General features: G+C 67.8%; 12 protein-coding genes. 5 read left to right on the top strand and 7 right to left on the bottom strand.

All coding sequences use genetic code 11. The features are described 5' to 3' along the window. Positions 1 to 82: 82 nt before the first annotated feature. Entirely contained in the window at positions 83 to 1,570 is a 1,488-nt protein-coding gene (locus ACFSGX_RS03795; protein ID WP_380927596.1) for a lipopolysaccharide biosynthesis protein, read from the bottom strand. 145 nt (positions 1,571 to 1,715) lie between these two features. On the opposite strand from ACFSGX_RS03795, the gene ACFSGX_RS03790 reads away from it, so the two are divergent. Further along, the gene (locus tag ACFSGX_RS03790; RefSeq protein ID WP_380927595.1) at positions 1,716 to 2,882 is read left to right on the top strand and encodes a GNAT family N-acetyltransferase; all 1,167 of its coding nucleotides are present in this window, start codon (positions 1,716 to 1,718) and stop codon (positions 2,880 to 2,882) included. Further along, entirely contained in the window at positions 2,872 to 3,732 is an 861-nt protein-coding gene (locus ACFSGX_RS03785) for a cupin domain-containing protein (protein ID WP_380927594.1), read from the top strand. Before ACFSGX_RS03790 ends, ACFSGX_RS03785 begins: the two co-directional genes overlap by 11 nt. 13 nt (positions 3,733 to 3,745) lie before the next feature. Here the strand turns inward: ACFSGX_RS03785 and ACFSGX_RS03780 are convergent, their stop codons facing one another. Together ACFSGX_RS03780 and ACFSGX_RS03775 are read right to left on the bottom strand one after the other, a co-directional pair. Next, positions 3,746 to 4,672: a DUF808 domain-containing protein gene (locus tag ACFSGX_RS03780; RefSeq protein WP_380927592.1), complete on the bottom strand. Its 927-nt coding sequence runs from the start codon at positions 4,670 to 4,672 to the stop codon at positions 3,746 to 3,748. A 96-nt stretch (positions 4,673 to 4,768) separates the two neighbouring features. Then, positions 4,769 to 5,608 (bottom strand): class I mannose-6-phosphate isomerase, encoded by an 840-nt coding sequence (locus ACFSGX_RS03775; RefSeq protein WP_380927591.1) that lies wholly within the window; start codon positions 5,606 to 5,608, stop codon positions 4,769 to 4,771. A gap of 162 nt (positions 5,609 to 5,770) precedes the next feature. Between ACFSGX_RS03775 and ACFSGX_RS03770 the strand changes: the two genes are divergently transcribed. Continuing rightward, entirely contained in the window at positions 5,771 to 8,620 is a 2,850-nt protein-coding gene (locus ACFSGX_RS03770) for a PAS domain S-box protein (protein ID WP_380927590.1), read from the top strand. Between the two features lie 215 nt (positions 8,621 to 8,835). Here the strand turns inward: ACFSGX_RS03770 and ACFSGX_RS03765 are convergent, their stop codons facing one another. From ACFSGX_RS03765 to ACFSGX_RS03750, 4 genes are all read right to left on the bottom strand, one after another. Then, entirely contained in the window at positions 8,836 to 9,216 is a 381-nt protein-coding gene (locus ACFSGX_RS03765) for a cupin domain-containing protein (protein WP_380927589.1), read from the bottom strand. Between the two features lie 76 nt (positions 9,217 to 9,292). After that, positions 9,293 to 10,597, bottom strand: coding sequence for an MFS transporter (locus ACFSGX_RS03760; RefSeq protein ID WP_380927587.1), 1,305 nt, complete (start codon positions 10,595 to 10,597; stop codon positions 9,293 to 9,295). A 98-nt stretch (positions 10,598 to 10,695) separates the two neighbouring features. Further along, positions 10,696 to 12,219 (bottom strand): alginate export family protein, encoded by a 1,524-nt coding sequence (locus ACFSGX_RS03755; protein ID WP_380927585.1) that lies wholly within the window; start codon positions 12,217 to 12,219, stop codon positions 10,696 to 10,698. A 61-nt stretch (positions 12,220 to 12,280) separates the two neighbouring features. After that, positions 12,281 to 13,627, bottom strand: coding sequence for a dicarboxylate/amino acid:cation symporter (locus ACFSGX_RS03750; protein WP_380927584.1), 1,347 nt, complete (start codon positions 13,625 to 13,627; stop codon positions 12,281 to 12,283). Positions 13,628 to 13,842: 215 nt separating this feature from the next. On the opposite strand from ACFSGX_RS03750, the gene ACFSGX_RS03745 reads away from it, so the two are divergent. Together ACFSGX_RS03745 and ACFSGX_RS03740 are read left to right on the top strand one after the other, a co-directional pair. Beyond that, positions 13,843 to 15,633, top strand: coding sequence for a sensor histidine kinase (locus tag ACFSGX_RS03745; RefSeq protein ID WP_380927582.1), 1,791 nt, complete (start codon positions 13,843 to 13,845; stop codon positions 15,631 to 15,633). Beyond that, positions 15,630 to 16,961, top strand: coding sequence for a sigma-54-dependent transcriptional regulator (locus ACFSGX_RS03740; RefSeq protein ID WP_380927581.1), 1,332 nt, complete (start codon positions 15,630 to 15,632; stop codon positions 16,959 to 16,961). The genes ACFSGX_RS03745 and ACFSGX_RS03740 overlap by 4 nt, the downstream gene beginning before the upstream one ends. Position 16,962 lies beyond the last annotated feature (1 nt).

Genomic DNA, 16,962 nt, shown 5'->3' with positions numbered 1-16,962 from the left:
CGCGTCACACGGCTGTCGAAGCGTTGAAGACCCCCCGCTGCTAAGCACTACCCAGGCCCCGGCCTGCGCCGGGAACAACGGACTACCGCCGCAGCAACAACCGCATCGCCTCCAGCACCGTCGTGCGCGCGAACGTCAGCACCAGCCCGCAATACACCGCACCCCCGACCACAACGAGCACCGCCAGCCGCAGCGCCGGGCTCCGCATGTCGATCATCTGATCCACGCCCAGCACCGCCAGCGCCATCACGATCCCCGATCCCAGCCCCGGCAACACCGCCCGAACCATCGCCTTCGCGGTCACCCCGATCACCGGCATCGCCAGCCGCGCGGTCACCAGCATCAGCAGCGGCGTCCCCCAGGCCCAGGCACTCGCCAGCCCGATCCCGCCGCCGATCGCATGGATCCCGACGATGAACGCCACCGGCATGATGACCGCGCCGCACGCGCTCACCCGCACCTGCACGCCCGGCTGCCCCAGCGCGGTCGCGGCCGGCGAGAACAGGATCTGCATCGCCAGCGCCGGCATCGCCAGCGCCACGATCCGCACCAGCGGCACCGCCTCCGCCCACTTCTCGCCGAGCACCGTCAGGATCAGCGGCTCGGCCGTCGCCGCCAGCCCCAGGCAGAACGGCGCCGCGATCAGCATCACGATCCGCGCCGCCTTGCCGAACCCGTACGCCACCGCCGCGCGGTCGTTCTGAATCCGCGCATAGGCGGAGAAGGCAACATCGTTCAGCGGCGGGATGAACTTCGACGTCACGATCTGCGACAGGAACAGCGCGGTCGTATAAAGCCCCAGCTCATGCGGCGGCAGAGCGCGTCCGCCGATCGCCACGTCGGCCTGTGTCTGCACGAACCACAGGAACTGGCTCAGGATCATCGCCCCGCCGAACGCCCAGGTGCCGCCCAGCCCCGCGAACCGGAAGCTCGGCCACACCAGCGCGCGCGCCGCGATCGTCATGCCGATCGCCCGGGTCCAGAACAACGCGATCGGCGCCATGACCAGCGTCCACACCCCCGCCCCGGCCAGCGCACAGGTCAGCGCGGTCAGCGCCCCCGCGATCGCCCCGGCGAAATTCACCTGCGCCTCCCGCCGGAAATCCATCCGCCGCGCCAGCAACGCGGACGGCAACGCGATGAACGGCGTCGAGATATAGATCAGCGCCTGGACGCGCAGCATGTGCGTCACCATCGGCTGCCGAAAATAGGCGGCGGCGAGCGGCGCGAGCAGCACCTGCGCCAGCGCGATCGATCCGTTCAGCACGATCAGCAGGCCGAACACCTGCCGCACCTTGCTTTCGTCGATCTCCTTCGCCTGGATCAGCGCGCTGGCGAACCCATATCCGCACAGCAGGTTGAGCAGTACCAGGATGCTCTGCGTCATCGCGAACAGCCCGTAATCGGACGGCTGCAACAGCCGGATGACGAAGAACGTCGCCGTCCACATCACCATCTGCGCGGCGAACTGGCTGCCCGACCGCCACAAAACAGCCGTCATCACCCGCTTGGCAAAGCCCGCGGGTTCGCCCGCATCCGTGATTCGCTCGTCCGGCACCATCCCGCTCATTACGCATGTTTCGCCGGTTCGGGTGCATGAACGGTGAAGACCGCGCTTTTGTACGGATCGCCGTGGGCCAAACGATGGAACGCAAAGACGCTGGTAACGCTTCCGCGCTAACCTACGCCACGATTCGTCCCTCTCGAAAGTCACCATGCACCTCGACCGCATCCATGCCGCGCCGCCCGCCGCCCCAGCGGTCGCGGTGTGCGTGCGCGCGGTCGATGCGGCGCAGATGTCCGCGCTGATGGCCGACTGGGCGGCGCTCGTGCCACATGCCGCGGAACCCAACGCCTTTGCCGAACCGTGGTTCGCGGCCGCATCCGCACACCTGCCCGGCGCAACCGATGTGCGGCTGCTTGTCGTGCGACAGGGGTGCGTCCTGATCGGGCTGCTGCCGGTCTGCATCGCGCGGCACTATGGCCGGCTGCCCGTCGCGCATGTCCAGAACGCGCTCCATTATCACAGCTTTCTCGGCACGCCGCTCGTCCGCGCCGGACTTGAAGCGTTATTCTGGGGCGCGATCCTCGATCAGCTCGACGGAGCGCGCTGGGCACGCGGCCTGTTCCACCTGACCGCCATCCCCGCCGACGGCCCGGTCCACCACGGCTTGGTCGCCGCGGCGGCGGCGCGCGGGCGGCCCTGCGACATCGTCCACAGCCACGACCGCGCGCTGCTCCAGTCGACGCTCGGCCCCGCGGCCTATTACGAGCACACCGTCCGCAAGAAAAAGCGCAAGGAGATCAAGCGCCTCGAACAGCGGCTCGCCGAAGCCGGCACCGTCGCCACGTGCCATTTCGCGGTCGGCGACGATCTCGATGCCTGGACCGACGCGTTCCTGACGCTGGAGGCATCGGGCTGGAAGGGTACCGCCGGCTCCGCACTCGCGAGCCGCCCCGAAACCGCCGCCTTCTTCCGCGCCGCACTCCGGGGCGCGCACGAGGCGGGCCGGCTCGACCTGCTGCGGATCGACCTCGACGGCGCGCCCGTCGCGATGCTCGTCAACTTCCTCACCGCGCCCGGCAGCTTCTCGTTCAAGATCGCGTTCGACGAAGCCTATGCGCGTTTCTCCCCCGGCGTTCTGATCCAGGTCGCCAATCTCGACATTCTGGATCACACCGACATCGCCTGGATGGACAGCTGCGCCGTCGAAAACCATTCGATGATCAACAGCCTGTGGGGCGAACGCCGTACGCTCGTTCGGCTGACCGTCCCGCTCGCCGGCCCGCGCCGCCGCCTAACGTTCAAGCTGTGCCGCCTCGCCGAACGGCTCGCCGCCCGCGTCCGCCGCACTCCACCGGAGCCATCCCATGCCGATTGATCCCGTGTTCGCGCCCGCCGCCCTCGCCGATTTCAAGGCGCTCTACCCGGAGCGTCCCGGCCGCATCGACCACGGCCTTGCCGGCCACCCCGCCTTCGCGCTCGACGCGCTGGTCGATCTGGCGACGCGGCTCGACCCGGCGCAGGTCGAGTATAATCGCGGCGACCTGCCCGTCGGCGTCGATCCGAAGGCGGACGTCGCCAACGGGCTCGACATCGCCGCGACGATCCGGTCGATCGAGGACAACGGATCGTGGATGGTCCTGAAATTCGTCGAGCGCGACCCGGTCTATAAGGCGATCCTGGAGGAGACGCTCCACGAACTACGTCCCGTCGTCGATCCCACCACCGGCCCGATGCTGAAGATGGAGGGCTTCATCTTCGTCTCGTCGCCCGGCTCGATGACGCCGTTCCACTTCGATCCCGAACACAACATCCTGCTGCAACTGCGCGGCACAAAGACGATGACGGTCTTCCCCGCGGACGACCCGACCATCGCCGCCCCGCTCCAGCACGAAACTTTCCACATGGGCGGCCACCGCAACCTGCCGTGGCAGGACGCCTTCCTGGCCAAGGGCGTCGCGGTCAATCTCGAACCCGGTCAGGCGGTCCACGTGCCCGTCAAGGCACCGCACTTCGTCCGCAACGGCCCGTCGACCTCGATCTCCTTCTCGATCACCTGGCGATCGGAATGGAGTTACCGCGAGGCGAGCGCGCACGGCCTGAACGCCATCCTCCGCCGCACCGGGATCGACCCGGCCATGCCCGCCCGCTTCCCCGCCCAGAACCACGCCAAATCGCTCGCCTACCGCGCGATCGGCAAGGCCCGCACGATCCTCGGCAAGGACTGAACCCGCGGGAAAGTCAGTGCTTGAACCGGTGGACCACCGCAACAACCACCGCCCCGACGACCACACCCAGCACACCCGCCGCCGCCGCGGACACGATCCACTCCACCGCGCCACCCACAGCAGGCACCGCAGCCCCCGCCGCGACAGCCCAGTCATGCACCACATGCGCCGGGCCCGACACGCCGAACCCCTCCAGCCCGTGCAGGATGATACCACCGCCGACCCACAGCATCGCCGCCGTCCCGATGATGCTCAGCGCCTTCATCAGGATCGGCATGCCCTTCACCAGGCCGCGCCCGAACATCGCCACGCCGGACGATGGCTTGCGCGACAGGTACAGCCCGATATCGTCCATCTTCACGATCAGCGCGACCGCGCCGTACACCGCGATCGTGATCAGCACGCCGACCACCGCCAGCACGATCGCCTGGTTCCAGATCGTGCCCGACGCCACTTCGTTCAGCGCGATGACCATGATCTCCGCCGACAGGATGAAGTCGGTGCGGATCGCGCCGCCGACCTTCTGCTCCTCGAGCGCCTTGCTATCGAGCGTCGCCTCCGCCTCGGCCGCTTGATCATGCCCACCGCCGAACGCCTCGAGCAGCTTTTCCGCCCCTTCGAAGCACAGATAGGTCCCGCCGATCATCAGCAGCGGGTTCAGCGCCCACGGCGCGAACGCACTGAGCGCCAGCGCCACCGGCAGGATGAAGACCAGCTTGTTACGCAACGACCCCTTGGCGATCCGCGCGATGATCGGCAGCTCGCGGTCCGGGCTGAACCCCACGACATAGTTGGGCGTCACGGCGGCATCGTCCACCACCACGCCGGCGGCTTTCGTCCCGGCCTTGCCCGCCGCGGCGCCGATATCGTCGAGCGACGCCGCCGCCAGCTTCGTGATGCCGGCGATATCGTCCAGCAGGGCTACCAGTCCCGATGCCATGTCATGCTATCCTGTTTTCGCTTGGCGCACGGCTTGCCCCCGCCTGCGCCCAAATAACTTGGCGGCGGAGGCAGACCGCCCCCGCCGCATGAAGCCTCAGCCCCAGATCGTCGGGTTCGCGCCCGGTCCGGTGTACAGCACCAGCAGGTCGGTCCCGGCACCCAGCGTCAGCTTCGTGTCGCCATCCGCCATCCACACGCCACCGGCCAGGAACGGCTCGCCGTCGATCATGCCCTCGCCCGCCAGCGGGGTCAGCCAGATCGGCCGCCCGTCGCTGCGCAGCGTCCCTTCGCCCGTGCAGGACCAGCGTTCCAGCACGAACTTGGGGCTGTCCGCCATCATGATCCGGTCGTCCGTGATCGGCGCGGGGGTGTAGGGCGGCACATATGGCACCGCGTCCGACACCGCGACGCCGTCGTCCAGATGCAGCTCGCGGTCGCTGCCATAATCATACAGCCGGTACGTCAGGTCGACATTCTGCTGCACTTCGACCAGCGTCAGGCCGGGCCCGATCGCATGGACCGTGCCGGCCGCCGAGTAATAGAAGTCGTCCTTCTTCACCTTGTGCCACACCATGTCGTCGTCGATCGACCCGTCGAGTGACGCAGCGCGCAGCTCGTCCGCGGTCATCGGCTCCTTCGTGCCGATCGCGATCGTCGCGTCCGGTTCCGCCGCCAAAATGACCCACGCCTCGCTCTTGCCGCGCGGATAACCGCGCGCCTGCGCCTGCGCGTCGTCCGGGTGCACCTGGATCGACAGCTTCTGGCTGGTGAACAGATATTTCACCAGCAGGTCCGTGTCGCGCCCGTCCGGATGCTGGAACCAGATCTCGCCGACCGGGGCTCCGCCGGCGGGCACCGGATCGAAACCGGCCCACAGGGTCTCGCGTCCCCACGGCTTTTCCACGCGCTTGGTTTCCAGACGAACGGCCGGCATCGCATTCTCCTTCACGGGGGACCCCTAGCGGAGTCATCTTCCGGGGGAACGTACCGTCTCGGCGAGAGGTTTCAAAGCCGGGTTGTCCGGACTGGACTTAATCCCGATCAATCGGCATGGGACGGGCCCGCGCTGATTAGGGCTAAGCAGGAACGGGTCGGAATGACGGACGCTGGCCAGACCGGGGCCGAAACCCAGACGCCCTGGTGGCACGCTCCGCGCCCGAACGATGGCCCGCGCGTCGCCGCGCTGCTCGCCTGCGGCATCCTCGACACGCCGCCGGAACGCGATTTCGACGATCTCGCGGCGCTCGCCGCCGACATCTGCGACACGCCGATCGCGCTGGTCAGCTTCGTCGAGCAGGAACGGCAATGGTTCAAGGCCACGGTCGGCTTCGACGTTCGCGAAACCGCGGCGGGCGACTCCTTCTGCATCCATGCGATCGCCGCCGACGACCTGCTGATCGTCCCCGACACGCTGCTCGACCCGCGCTTTATCGACAATGCGCTGGTGAAGCAGATGGGCCTGCGCTTCTACGCGGGCATGCCGCTGCGCACGGCGGACGGGCACATCATCGGCACGATCTGCGTGCTCGACCGCCGCCCCCGCACGCTCGACCCCCTCCAGATCCGCGCGCTCGAACGGCTGGCGCGGCAGGTGATGCGGCTGATCGACCTGCGCCGCGCGCTGCGGACGCAAACGGAAGCCGACGCCCGGTTCCGCAACATGGCCGATCATTCGCCGGTCATGATGTGGGTCACCGACGCCGAAGGCCGCTGCACCTACCTCAACCGACTATGGTACGACTATACCGGTCAGACGGAGGAACAGGCGCTCGGCTTCGGCTGGCTCGATGCGACCCATCCGGACGATCGCGCGATGGCCGAACGCACCTTCGTCGACGCGAACAGCGGCCGCGTGCCGTTCCGTGTCGAATATCGCCTGCGCCGCGCGGACGGCGAATATCGCTACGCCATCGATGCCGCCGCGCCTCGGTTCGGCGCGGACGGCGCATGGCTCGGCTTCGTCGGTTCGGTCATCGACATCGACGAACGGCGCGAGGCGGAACAGGCACTGCGCGACAGCGAAGCCTATACGCGCCTCCTCCTCGATTCGACGGCGGAGGGGTTCTACGCGGTCGATACCGAGGGGCGCACCACGCTCTGCAACCCGGCGTTCCTCGCGATGCTCGGCTTCGCGTCCGAGGACGCGGTCATCGGCCACAGCCTGCACGACGTCATCCACCACAGCCGCGCGGACGGATCCTCCTATCCGGCCAGCGAGTGCCCGATCCTCCGCTGCGCGCGCGACGGGCAGCCCTCGCAGGTGCTGGACGAACTGTTCTTCCGGATCGACGGCACGGCGATGCCCGTCGAATATCGCGCCCACCCCATCGTCCGCGACGGCCGGGTCGAGGGTGCGGTCTGCACCTTCGTCGATGTCACCGCCCGCCGCGCGGCGGAGGCGGCGTTGCGCGAAAGCGAGGCCAATCTCCGCGCACTCAACATCGATCTGGAACGGCGCGTCATCGATCGCGCCCGCCAGCGTGGCCGGACCTGGGTCGTCACGCCCGACCTGCTCTGCGTCATCGATGCGGAGGGATTGTTCGAGGCGGTGAATCCCGCCTGGGAACTACTGCTCGGCTGGACCGAGCGCGAACTGGTCGGGCGCAGCGCGTTCGATCTGATTCATCCCGACGACGTCGCCGACGCGCGCCGCGCGCTGGTCGAACTGGGCGAGGACAAGCCGCTCGCCGGCTACGAAAACCGTCAGCGGCACCGCGACGGCGGCTACCGGTGGCTGTCCTGGACGGTCGTGCCCGAGGACGGGCTTTATTACTGCATCGCCCGCGACGTCACGCGCGACAAGGCGCGCCAGGCCGAACTGGAACAGGCGCAGGACGCGCTTCGCCAGTCGCAGAAGCTGGAGGCGATGGGCCAGCTGACCGGCGGCGTCGCGCATGACTTCAACAACCTGCTCACCCCGATCATCGGCGGCCTCGACATGCTGCAACGCCACGGCTTCGGCACGGCGCGCCAGCAACGCCTGATCGCCGGCGCGATGCAGTCCGCCGAACGCGCTCAGACGCTCGTTCAGCGGCTCCTCGCCTTTGCCCGCCGCCAGCCGCTCAAGACCGCCGCGATCGACCTCGGCGAACTGATTGACGGCATGGTCGATCTCATCACCAGCACGTCCGGCCCGCAAGTCCGGCTGGTCGTCGACGTCGCGCCCGACGTACCCGCCGCCACGGCCGATGCGAACCAGGTCGAAATGGCGATCCTGAACCTGGCGGTGAACGCGCGCGACGCGATGCCCGACGGTGGCACGCTGACTATTGCCGCGTCGCCCGAAACGGTCGGTCCCGGCCACCGGTCCGGCCTGCCGCCCGCCGACTATGTTCGCCTATGCGTGTCGGATACCGGCACCGGCATGGACGAGGCGACGATCGCCCGCGCGATCGAACCGTTCTTCTCGACCAAGGGCATCGGCAAGGGCACCGGTCTCGGTCTGTCGATGGTCCACGGTCTCGCTGCGCAACTCGGTGGCGCGTTGACCATCGTCAGCCGGCGTGGACAGGGCACGCGCATCGAACTGTGGCTGCCGATCAGCGCGGAAACAATCGCGGCTCCCCTTTCCATCACCGGCCGCGGTCCCAATGCAACGGGCAACGCGCTGGTCATCGACGACGAGGATTTCGTCCGACTCAGCACCGCCGACATGCTCGCCGACCTCGGCTACAAGGTCACCGAAGCCGCATCGGCGGAGGAAGGTCTCGCACTCCTTTCCGCCGGCCGCCCGATCGACCTCGTCGTCACCGATCACCTGATGCCCGGCATGACCGGCGTCGCGCTCGCCCGCACGGTCCGCACGCGCTGGCCGCACGTGCCCGTCCTGATCGTGTCCGGCTATGCCGAGGTCGAAAGCCTCGACCCCGACCTCCCCCGCCTCGCCAAGCCTTTCCGCCAGGCCGAACTCTTCGCCGCCGTCTCCGCCCTGACCGAAGGCGACTGAGCTAAATACAACAGGGCCGTTCGGTTCGAGCCTGTCGAGAACGCCGCGCAACGTTCTCGACAGGCTCGAACCGAACGGAGTTCAGGGGTAAATCCCCGCCCATCCCGAGCGAAGTCGAGAAGCCAACAGCTCACAACCCCAAGACAAAAACGGCGGCACCCCTCACAGGATGCCGCCGCTTCTCACTTACTCGCCGCTAAGCAGCGACGCGCAGATCAATCCTCTTCGGCTTCCTCGGCGGCATCCGCCTCGGCCTTGGTCTTGTGGCTGATCCCCGGCTCTTCGGCTGGAGGCGCATAGACGGTGAACAGCTTCAGCGGTTCGTCGCCCTTGTTGATGATGTTGTGCTCGACACCCTGCGGAATCACCACGACGTGGTTCCCGGTCACCTTGGTCTTGCTGCCGTCGAGCACGGCCTGCCCCTCGCCGCTGACGAAGAACGTCGTCTGATCGGCTTCGTGCGTTTCGGCGCCGATGTCGTCGCCCGGCTCGATGCTCATCATCACGATCTGGATGTTGTCGTCCAGATACACTTCCTTCTGGTACAGCGTGTTCTTGGTCGCCTGCTCGATCATGTCTTTGTTGAAGATCGCCATAGCCCGGCCGTCCTTTCGATGTTGGTTCGGTCGCTCAACACCTCGGGACGGCGCACGGGTCCACACTTGATACCGATCAATCCTCGAGGATCTGGCTGTTTTTCGACGTGTCGCGCATCCGGATATACACCACCAGCGAGATCGCGATCATCGCGGTGACGTACCAATAGAAGCCCCGCTCCCAGCCATAATCCTTGAACGACAGCGCGACATATTCCGCCGTTCCGCCGAAGATCGTGTTGGCCAGCGCATAGGGCAATGCCACGCCCAGCGCGCGGATATGCGCGGGGAACAGCTCCGCCTTCACCACCGCGTTGATCGACGTGTAGCCCGTGACGATGATCAGCGCGCCCATCACCAGCAGCCCCGCCACCACCGGATCGCGGGTCGTCTCCAGCGCGGTGAAGATCGGATAGGTCGCCAGCACGCCCAGCACGCCGAACCCGACCATCAACGGCTTGCGCCCGATCCTGTCCGACAAGGCGCCCGCCAGCGGCTGGATCAGCATGAACACGAACAGAGTCGCGGCATTGATCTGCGACGCGATCTCGCGGCTGAACCCGGACGTGTTGACCAGGAATTTCTGCATGTAGATCGAGTATGCGTAGAAGGCGAGCGTACCGCCGGCGGTCAGCAGCATCACGGTCGCGGTCTCGCGCGGATGCTTGGTGATCAGCTGCATGAACCCGGACTTGGGCGCACCCTCCGCCTTCGCCTTGGTAAAGCTCTGCGTCTCGGCCAGCCCGCGGCGCAGGTAGAACACCACGACCGCCAGCACGCCGCCGATCGCGAACGGAATGCGCCACCCCCAGGCGTCCAGTTCCGCTTCCGCCATCGTCGACTGCAGGATCAGCAGCACGCAGATCGCGAGCAGCTGCCCGGAAATCAGCGTCACATACTGGAAGCTGGAATAGAAACCGCGCCGGTCCTTGCCCGCCATTTCGGACAGATAGGTCGCACTCGCGCCATATTCGCCGCCCACCGACAGGCCCTGCATCAGCCGCGCGATCACCAGCAGCGTCGGCGCCATCACCCCGATCGTCTCATAACCCGGCGTCACCGCGATCAGCAGCGACCCCGCGCACATCAGCGTCACAGACAGTGTCAGCCCCGCCTTGCGCCCCTTGCGGTCGGCATAGACGCCCATGATCCACGCACCGATCGGCCGCATCAGGAACCCGACCGCAAAGATCGCGGCGGCACTCAGCAGCTGCGCCGTCCGGTCGCCCTTCGGAAAGAAATGCGGCGCGAAATACAGCGTGAACGCGGAATAGACGTACCAGTCATACCATTCGACCAGATTGCCGGTCGATCCGCCGATGATGGACTTCAATCGCATCCCGCGATCGGGGGGCGCATGGCCCATGTCGGTGGCCGTCATGTCATTCTCCCTGAATCGATCTTCTGCCGCATCCGCTGCCGGCGCGCAAAGCCGGCGGCCGTGATCGGTACCTTTCCCGCGCCGTCAGGCGGGCCGCCTCAGAACCGGAAACTGATCCAGCCCGCGCCGAACATGCTGTTCCGGTATCCCGCGCGCGTAAACGCGTCGCCCGCCTTCAGATGCTCGAGCCGCCCGGTGAAGGACAGCCGCGGCGTGATCGCCCAGACGGCCTGCAACCGCGCGACCTGCCCCACTTCCTTGCCGCGCACCGTTTCCGTGCCGGCAAAGGCGCTGCCGTTCGCACGGTACACGCCGTCAGTCTCGCTCGGTCGCCAGGCGAACTGATATTCCGCGGTCACGCGCAGCGGCTTGATCGGATTGAACGTGAAATTGGGTGCCACGCCCATGAAGTTCTGCGGCGTCAGGAACAGGCCGTAGCTGTAGTAGATGTTGTTACCGAACAGCCCGCTCGCCACTTTCAGCTTGCCCGTGCCGTAGGATCCGCCGCCCGAACCATAATCCAGATGCACGCCGATCCGCGGCGCGGTTGCGGATGTCCCCAGCTTGTAGGTCTGCGCGATGAACGCCTGCCATGCGTCGATGTCGCGGCCGTCATACGTCCCGAACTGGTGGTTCACCGTCCAGTCGATCGTCACCGGCCCCACATCGCCCCAGGCGTGGACGCCGGCAAACATCCGCTCCTCGCGCGCTGTGGTCGGGCCCCACACCTGTTCGCGCGTCCGCAAACGATACACGAACGGGTCGAGGTACAGCTTCGATTTCCCGAACAGGTCGGTCGGGACCGCATAGCCGACCACGGCGCCCGAAAAGCGGCGATCCTTGTCGCGCGGATCGTCGCCCAGTCCCTCGGTGCCGTAACGCGTATAGGTGAAGTCGAACAGGTCGACCCGCGCCACCTTGCCGCGCGCATAGGCACGCACACCGTTCAGCACGAACCGCAACGTGTTGTTGTCGCGCGCCGACGTCAGCAGGTTGGATCCGTCGATGAACTCCTGCCGTCCGACGCGGATCCCGCTGTCCAGCCCGGCGATATTGCCACGCGCCTCGACGAACAGCTGCTGGACCGCGAAGTCGTTCCGCAGGTTGGCGGCCGGCGTGCCCAGATTCTGTCCGTCAATGCCGGCATGTCCGACCTCGCCGAACACGCGCAGGTTCGGCCCCAAATGCAGGTCAACGCCGCCGACGATGCGGTTGATGTCCTGCCGCTGCGCCTCGGCCTTCCGCAGGCCGGGATTGGTCGTCAGGTTCATCCGCAGCCGAAGCTCGCCGCTGAACGTGGCGTAGATGTTCCCGTCCGCGGTGATCGGTACATATTTCAGGCTGTCGAGGAAATCGTCGCGCTTCGCCGGGTCGCGGTAGACGCGCCAGTCCTCGGCCCAGCGCGACAGATTATAGCCGTTGTTCGTCACGCCGTCGCCCGACGCATTGGCCGGATAACCCTCGGCGATGAGGGTCGCGGGCGCCCGTGCCTCGCCCCGGTCCCCGGGGGCGGCCGCGCTCACCTGAGCGATGTCAGCCGCAGCGGCATCGACGGCGGCGAAGGCGGAGGTCGGGACGAGCGCACAGAACGCCGTCCCCAGCATGAAGGGTCGGATCATCATCTGTATCCAATCGCAAAAACAATGTCGCGGCGCCCCATGAACGCCGCGCAGGAAGCAAGGCTTACGGACGCGCCAGCTGCGGTGCCGCGGTCACGACCGGGTCAGACTTCGGAGCAGGCGCCCGCCCGTCGAGTGCTGCATGCAGCGCATCCTTGTCGAGCGCATTCTCCCACCGCGCGACGACCACCGTGGCCACCGCGTTGCCGATGAAGTTGGTGAGCGAACGACATTCGGACATGAACCGGTCGACACCCAGGATCAGCGCCATGCCGGCCAGCGGCACGGTCGGCACGATCGACAGCGTGGCGGCCAGCGTGATGAACCCGGCGCCCGTGACGCCCGCGGCACCCTTGGACGAGATCATCGCGACGGCGAGCAGCGAAAGCTCCTGTCCCAGCGTCAGGTCCACATTGCACGCCTGCGCGATGAACAGCGCGGCCAGCGTCATGTAGATGTTGGTCCCGTCCAGGTTGAACGAATACCCGGTCGGCACGACGAGCCCGACGACCGACTTCTCGCAGCCCGCGGCCTCCATCTTGGTGATCAGGTTGGGCAGCGCCGCCTCGGACGACGACGTCCCCAGCACCAGCAGCAGTTCGGCCTTCAGGTACCGGATCAGCTTCAGGATCGAGAAGCCGTTCATCCAGCACACCGCACCCAGCACGACCAGCACGAACAGCGCCGACGTCAGGTAGAAGGTCGCGACCAGCATGCCGAGATTCTTGAGGCTCTCGATCCCGTACTTGCCGATCGTGAACGCGATCGCGCCGAACGCACCGATCGGCGCGGCCCGCATCAGGATGCCGACCAGTCGGAACACGATCAGGCCGAGCCGCTCGAACGCGTTCTGGATCGGCCTGGCGGGCTCACCCACCAGCGACAGCGCGATGCCGAACAGGATCGCGATGAACAGGATCTGCAGGATGTTGCCGTCCACGAACGCGCTGACCAGCGTCGTCGGGATGATCGACAGCAGGAAGCCGGTGATCGTCGTCTCATGAGCCTTGGCGGCATAATCGCTGATCGCACCGGTATCGAGCGAGGCGACATCGATGTTCATCCCCGCGCCCGGCTGCACCACATTGGCGACCACCAGGCCGACGACCAGCGCCAGCGTCGAAAAGAACAGGAAATAGGCGAACGCCTTGCCCGCCACGCGGCCGACCGAACCCAGTTCGCGCATGCCCGCGATGCCGGTGACGACGGTCAGGAAGATGACCGGCGAGATGATCATCTTCACCAGCTTGATGAACCCGTCACCCAGCGGTTTCAGCGCCTCGCCCGTCGCCGGGTAGAAATGCCCGAGCAACGCGCCCAGGATGATCGCGACGACCACCTGGAAATAAAGCTGGCTCCATATCCGTCCGCGCTTCGGCGCCTCGGCTACGGCATAATCCTGTGCGATCATCGACCTCGTCCATCCTCTTCAGGGACGCCTCGATTGAGCGTCCTTCGATCTGACGGCGACAATGACGCGTTTTCCACACGATGCCGAGATCAAATCTCGACCGCCCTATTATCCATTTATAACAACGCGTTAATCCTCGCCGGGGCCTGGACATCCCGCAGACCCGTGCGGAGTTACGCATGGGCAAGACGGCATTTGTGCGGTATTCAGCGCACATGCCGCGCCTTGCCCTTGTTTCCCGGCGACTGATCCTCCCCGCCTTCCTGCTGCTCGTGCTGCTGGCTTTCGCGGTCGGGTTCGGCGCGGTCGCCCGGCGCGCGGCCGTCGCCACGCAGACCGCGGAATCGATGCGTGCCGCCCGCACCCACGCCCGCCTGCTCGAAAGCGAACTCCAGAAATTCCGGCTGCTCCCGCTGGTGCTCGATGAATATCCCGACGTCCGCGCCGCGATGAAGACCCGGTCGGATGCCTCCCCCGCCGCCCGCCGCCTCGACGGTAAGCTCGCCTTGCTCGCCGCGCGCACCGGGGCCTCGGCGATCTACGCGATTGACCCGGCGGGCTTCACCGTCGCCGCCTCCAACGCCGGCCGCGCCGACAGCTTCGTCGCGCGGACCTACGGCTTCCGCCCCTATTTCGTGCAGGCGATCCGCACCGGTCACGCCGAATATTTCGCGCTCGGCAACGTCAGCGGCCGCGCCGGCCTCTTCCTCGCGCGCCGCATCATGGACGGTCCGCGCGTGCTTGGCGTCGTCGTGGTGAAGGTCGAGTTCCAGGGCATCGCGCGCAGCTGGGCGGCGGCCGGCGGCACCACGCTGGTCGTCGATCACCGCGGCATCGTGCTGATCGCCAGTGACCCCGCGCTCCGCTTCACCACCACCGCGCCGCTGTCCGCCGCGCAGCGTGCCGCAATCCGCGCCTCGCTCCAATTCGGCGACAAAACCCTCCCGCCCGCCCCCTTCGCCATCGCCGGCACCGGCGGGCACGACCGGCGCGGCCAGCCGATCGTCGTTGGCACGGTCGCGGTCGACCTGCCCGGTTGGCGGCTGCTACACGTCGTCGGACTAGCCCCCGCCCTCCGCGCCGCGGACGCGCGAGTCCGCTCGGCCACCTTCGTGCTCGCGGTGCTGCTCGCCGCGCTCGCCGCCGCCTGGGCCTGGCGCGCCGCCCGCGCCGCCCGCGCGCGTGCCTCCGCCGAACAGCTGAAGGCGGAGGTCGCGCGCCGCACGATCGAGCTGTCCGACGCCAACGACCAGCTCCGCATCGAGGTCGCCGAACGCGAGCGCGCCGACCGCCGTTTCCGCGCCGCGCGCGAGGAACTGGCGCAGGCCAACCGGCTCGGCTCGATCGGCACCATCACCGCCGGCGTCGCGCACGAGATCAACCAACCCGTCGCCACGATCCGTACCTATGCCGAAAACGCCGCCACCCTGCTCGATCGCGACGACACCGACCGTGCACGTGGCAACCTGTCCGCGATCGTCGATCTGACCGCGCGGATCGGCACGATCACCGCCGAACTGCGGCGCTACGCCCGGCGCGGCACGCGGGAGGTCGGCCCCGTGCCACTCGCCGACGTGCTCGACGGCACGCACCTGCTGATCGGCGACCGGTTCCGCGCCGCCGGCGTCCTGCTCGAACGCGCTTTGCCCGCCGGCCCGCTCCCCACCGTCCGCGCCGGCCGCGTCCGGCTGGAACAGGTGCTGGTCAACCTGCTCCAGAACGCGCTGGAGGCGGTCACCGGCCGACCCGACGCGCGCGTCCGCCTGTCGATCGTGGCGCAGGACGACACCGTCGCCATCCTGATCGCGGACAACGGCCCCGGCATCGCGCCCGACCTGCTCGACACGCTGTTCGAACCGTTCATCACCGGCCGCGCGGACGGCCTCGGGCTCGGTCTCGGCATCGCGCGCGATATCATGACCGAATTCGGCGGCACGCTCGAACCGGTCGCCTCCCCGCTCGGCGGCGCGGCGTTCCGCGCCACGCTCGTCCGGGTCACCACATGACGGAGAACGACATGCAGGTCCTGCTGGTCGACGACGATGAGGGCCTGCGCGGCGCGCTGGCGCAGGCGTTCGAACTGGCCGGCATCGACGTGATCGCCGAACACCGCCCCGCCGCCGCGCTCGCCCGCATCGACCCCGCCTTCCCCGGCATCGTGGTCAGCGACGTGCGCATGCCGGGCATGGAGGGGACCGAGCTGTTCCGCCGCATCGCCGCGATCGATGCGGAGATCCCGGTCATCCTCATGACCGGCCACGGCGACGTCGCGATGGCGGTCGCCGCGCTCAAGGACGGCGCGCATGATTTCGTGACGAAGCCGTTCGCCGCCGACCGCCTGATCGCCAGCGCACGTCGCGCCATGGCCACCCGCCGCCTCGTGCTCGACAATCGTGCGCTCCGCGCCGCGGCGGAACAGGCGGCCGGCGGCGACGCGCTGATCGGCGAAACCGCGGTCATGGTGCGGCTGCGCGACACCATCGTCCAGGTGGCACAGGCGGAGGTCGACATCCTGATCGAAGGCGAAACCGGCACCGGCAAGGAAATGGTCGCCACCCTTCTCCACCGCGGCAGCGCGCGCCGCGCCCGGCCGTTCGTGGCGGTCAACTGCGCCGCCCTGCCCGACGGGATCGCGGAGGGCGAGCTGTTCGGCAATGTCTATGGCGGCAGCGGGCGGCTGGCCCGCGTCGGGCGGATCGAGGCGTCCGACCACGGCACGCTCTTCCTCGACGAAATCGAAAGCATGACGCCGGGCGTCCAGGGCAAGCTCCTCCGCGTGATCGAGGAGCGCGAGGTCATGGCGATCGGCGCGGAGGCTCCTCGCACGCTCGACCTGCGCATCGTCGCGGCGGCCAAGGAGGATCTGGCGGTCGCGGTCGCCGACGGCCGGTTCCGCGCGGACCTGCTCTACCGGCTCGACGCGGTCCGGCTGCGCGTGCCGCCGCTACGCGAACGCCGCGCCGACGTGCCGCTGCTGTTCGGCCACCTGCTGACGCTCGCCGCCACGCGTTTCGGCCGCGACGTGCCGCGCATCGACGCCGCGGTCCAGGCGCGGCTCGCCGACCATGACTGGCCCGGCAACGTCCGCGAACTGCGCAACTTCGCCCAGCGCGTCGTGCTCGGCGTGGACGCCCCAGCCCCCGAGGCCGCCACTCCCGACGCCACGCTCCCCGAACGCGTCGAACGGTTCGAAGCCGCCATCCTGCGCACCACCCTCGAACAGACCGCCGGCGACGTCCGCACCGCGCTCACCCTCCTCGGCATTCCCCGCAAGACCTTCTACGACAAGGTCGCGCGGCATGGCATCGATCTGGATAGTTACCGCGGTGGGTGAA

This window comes from Sphingomonas arantia (assembly GCF_042682045.1).
Taxonomy (GTDB): Bacteria; Pseudomonadota; Alphaproteobacteria; order Sphingomonadales; family Sphingomonadaceae; genus Sphingomonas_R; species Sphingomonas_R arantia.
Note: the sequence above shows the minus strand (reverse complement) of the source record. Positions and strands in the feature narration are given on the sequence as shown.

Coding starts and splice junctions, on each gene's coding strand:
- ACFSGX_RS03795 (WP_380927596.1), bottom strand. CDS start 1,570: ATGAGCGGGATGGTGCCGGACGAGCGAATCACGGATGCGGGCGAACCC.
- ACFSGX_RS03790 (WP_380927595.1), top strand. CDS start 1,716: ATGCACCTCGACCGCATCCATGCCGCGCCGCCCGCCGCCCCAGCGGTC.
- ACFSGX_RS03785 (WP_380927594.1), top strand. CDS start 2,872: ATGCCGATTGATCCCGTGTTCGCGCCCGCCGCCCTCGCCGATTTCAAG.
- ACFSGX_RS03780 (WP_380927592.1), bottom strand. CDS start 4,672: ATGGCATCGGGACTGGTAGCCCTGCTGGACGATATCGCCGGCATCACG.
- ACFSGX_RS03775 (WP_380927591.1), bottom strand. CDS start 5,608: ATGCCGGCCGTTCGTCTGGAAACCAAGCGCGTGGAAAAGCCGTGGGGA.
- ACFSGX_RS03770 (WP_380927590.1), top strand. CDS start 5,771: ATGACGGACGCTGGCCAGACCGGGGCCGAAACCCAGACGCCCTGGTGG.
- ACFSGX_RS03765 (WP_380927589.1), bottom strand. CDS start 9,216: ATGGCGATCTTCAACAAAGACATGATCGAGCAGGCGACCAAGAACACG.
- ACFSGX_RS03760 (WP_380927587.1), bottom strand. CDS start 10,597: ATGACGGCCACCGACATGGGCCATGCGCCCCCCGATCGCGGGATGCGA.
- ACFSGX_RS03755 (WP_380927585.1), bottom strand. CDS start 12,219: ATGATGATCCGACCCTTCATGCTGGGGACGGCGTTCTGTGCGCTCGTC.
- ACFSGX_RS03750 (WP_380927584.1), bottom strand. CDS start 13,627: ATGATCGCACAGGATTATGCCGTAGCCGAGGCGCCGAAGCGCGGACGG.
- ACFSGX_RS03745 (WP_380927582.1), top strand. CDS start 13,843: ATGCCGCGCCTTGCCCTTGTTTCCCGGCGACTGATCCTCCCCGCCTTC.
- ACFSGX_RS03740 (WP_380927581.1), top strand. CDS start 15,630: ATGACGGAGAACGACATGCAGGTCCTGCTGGTCGACGACGATGAGGGC.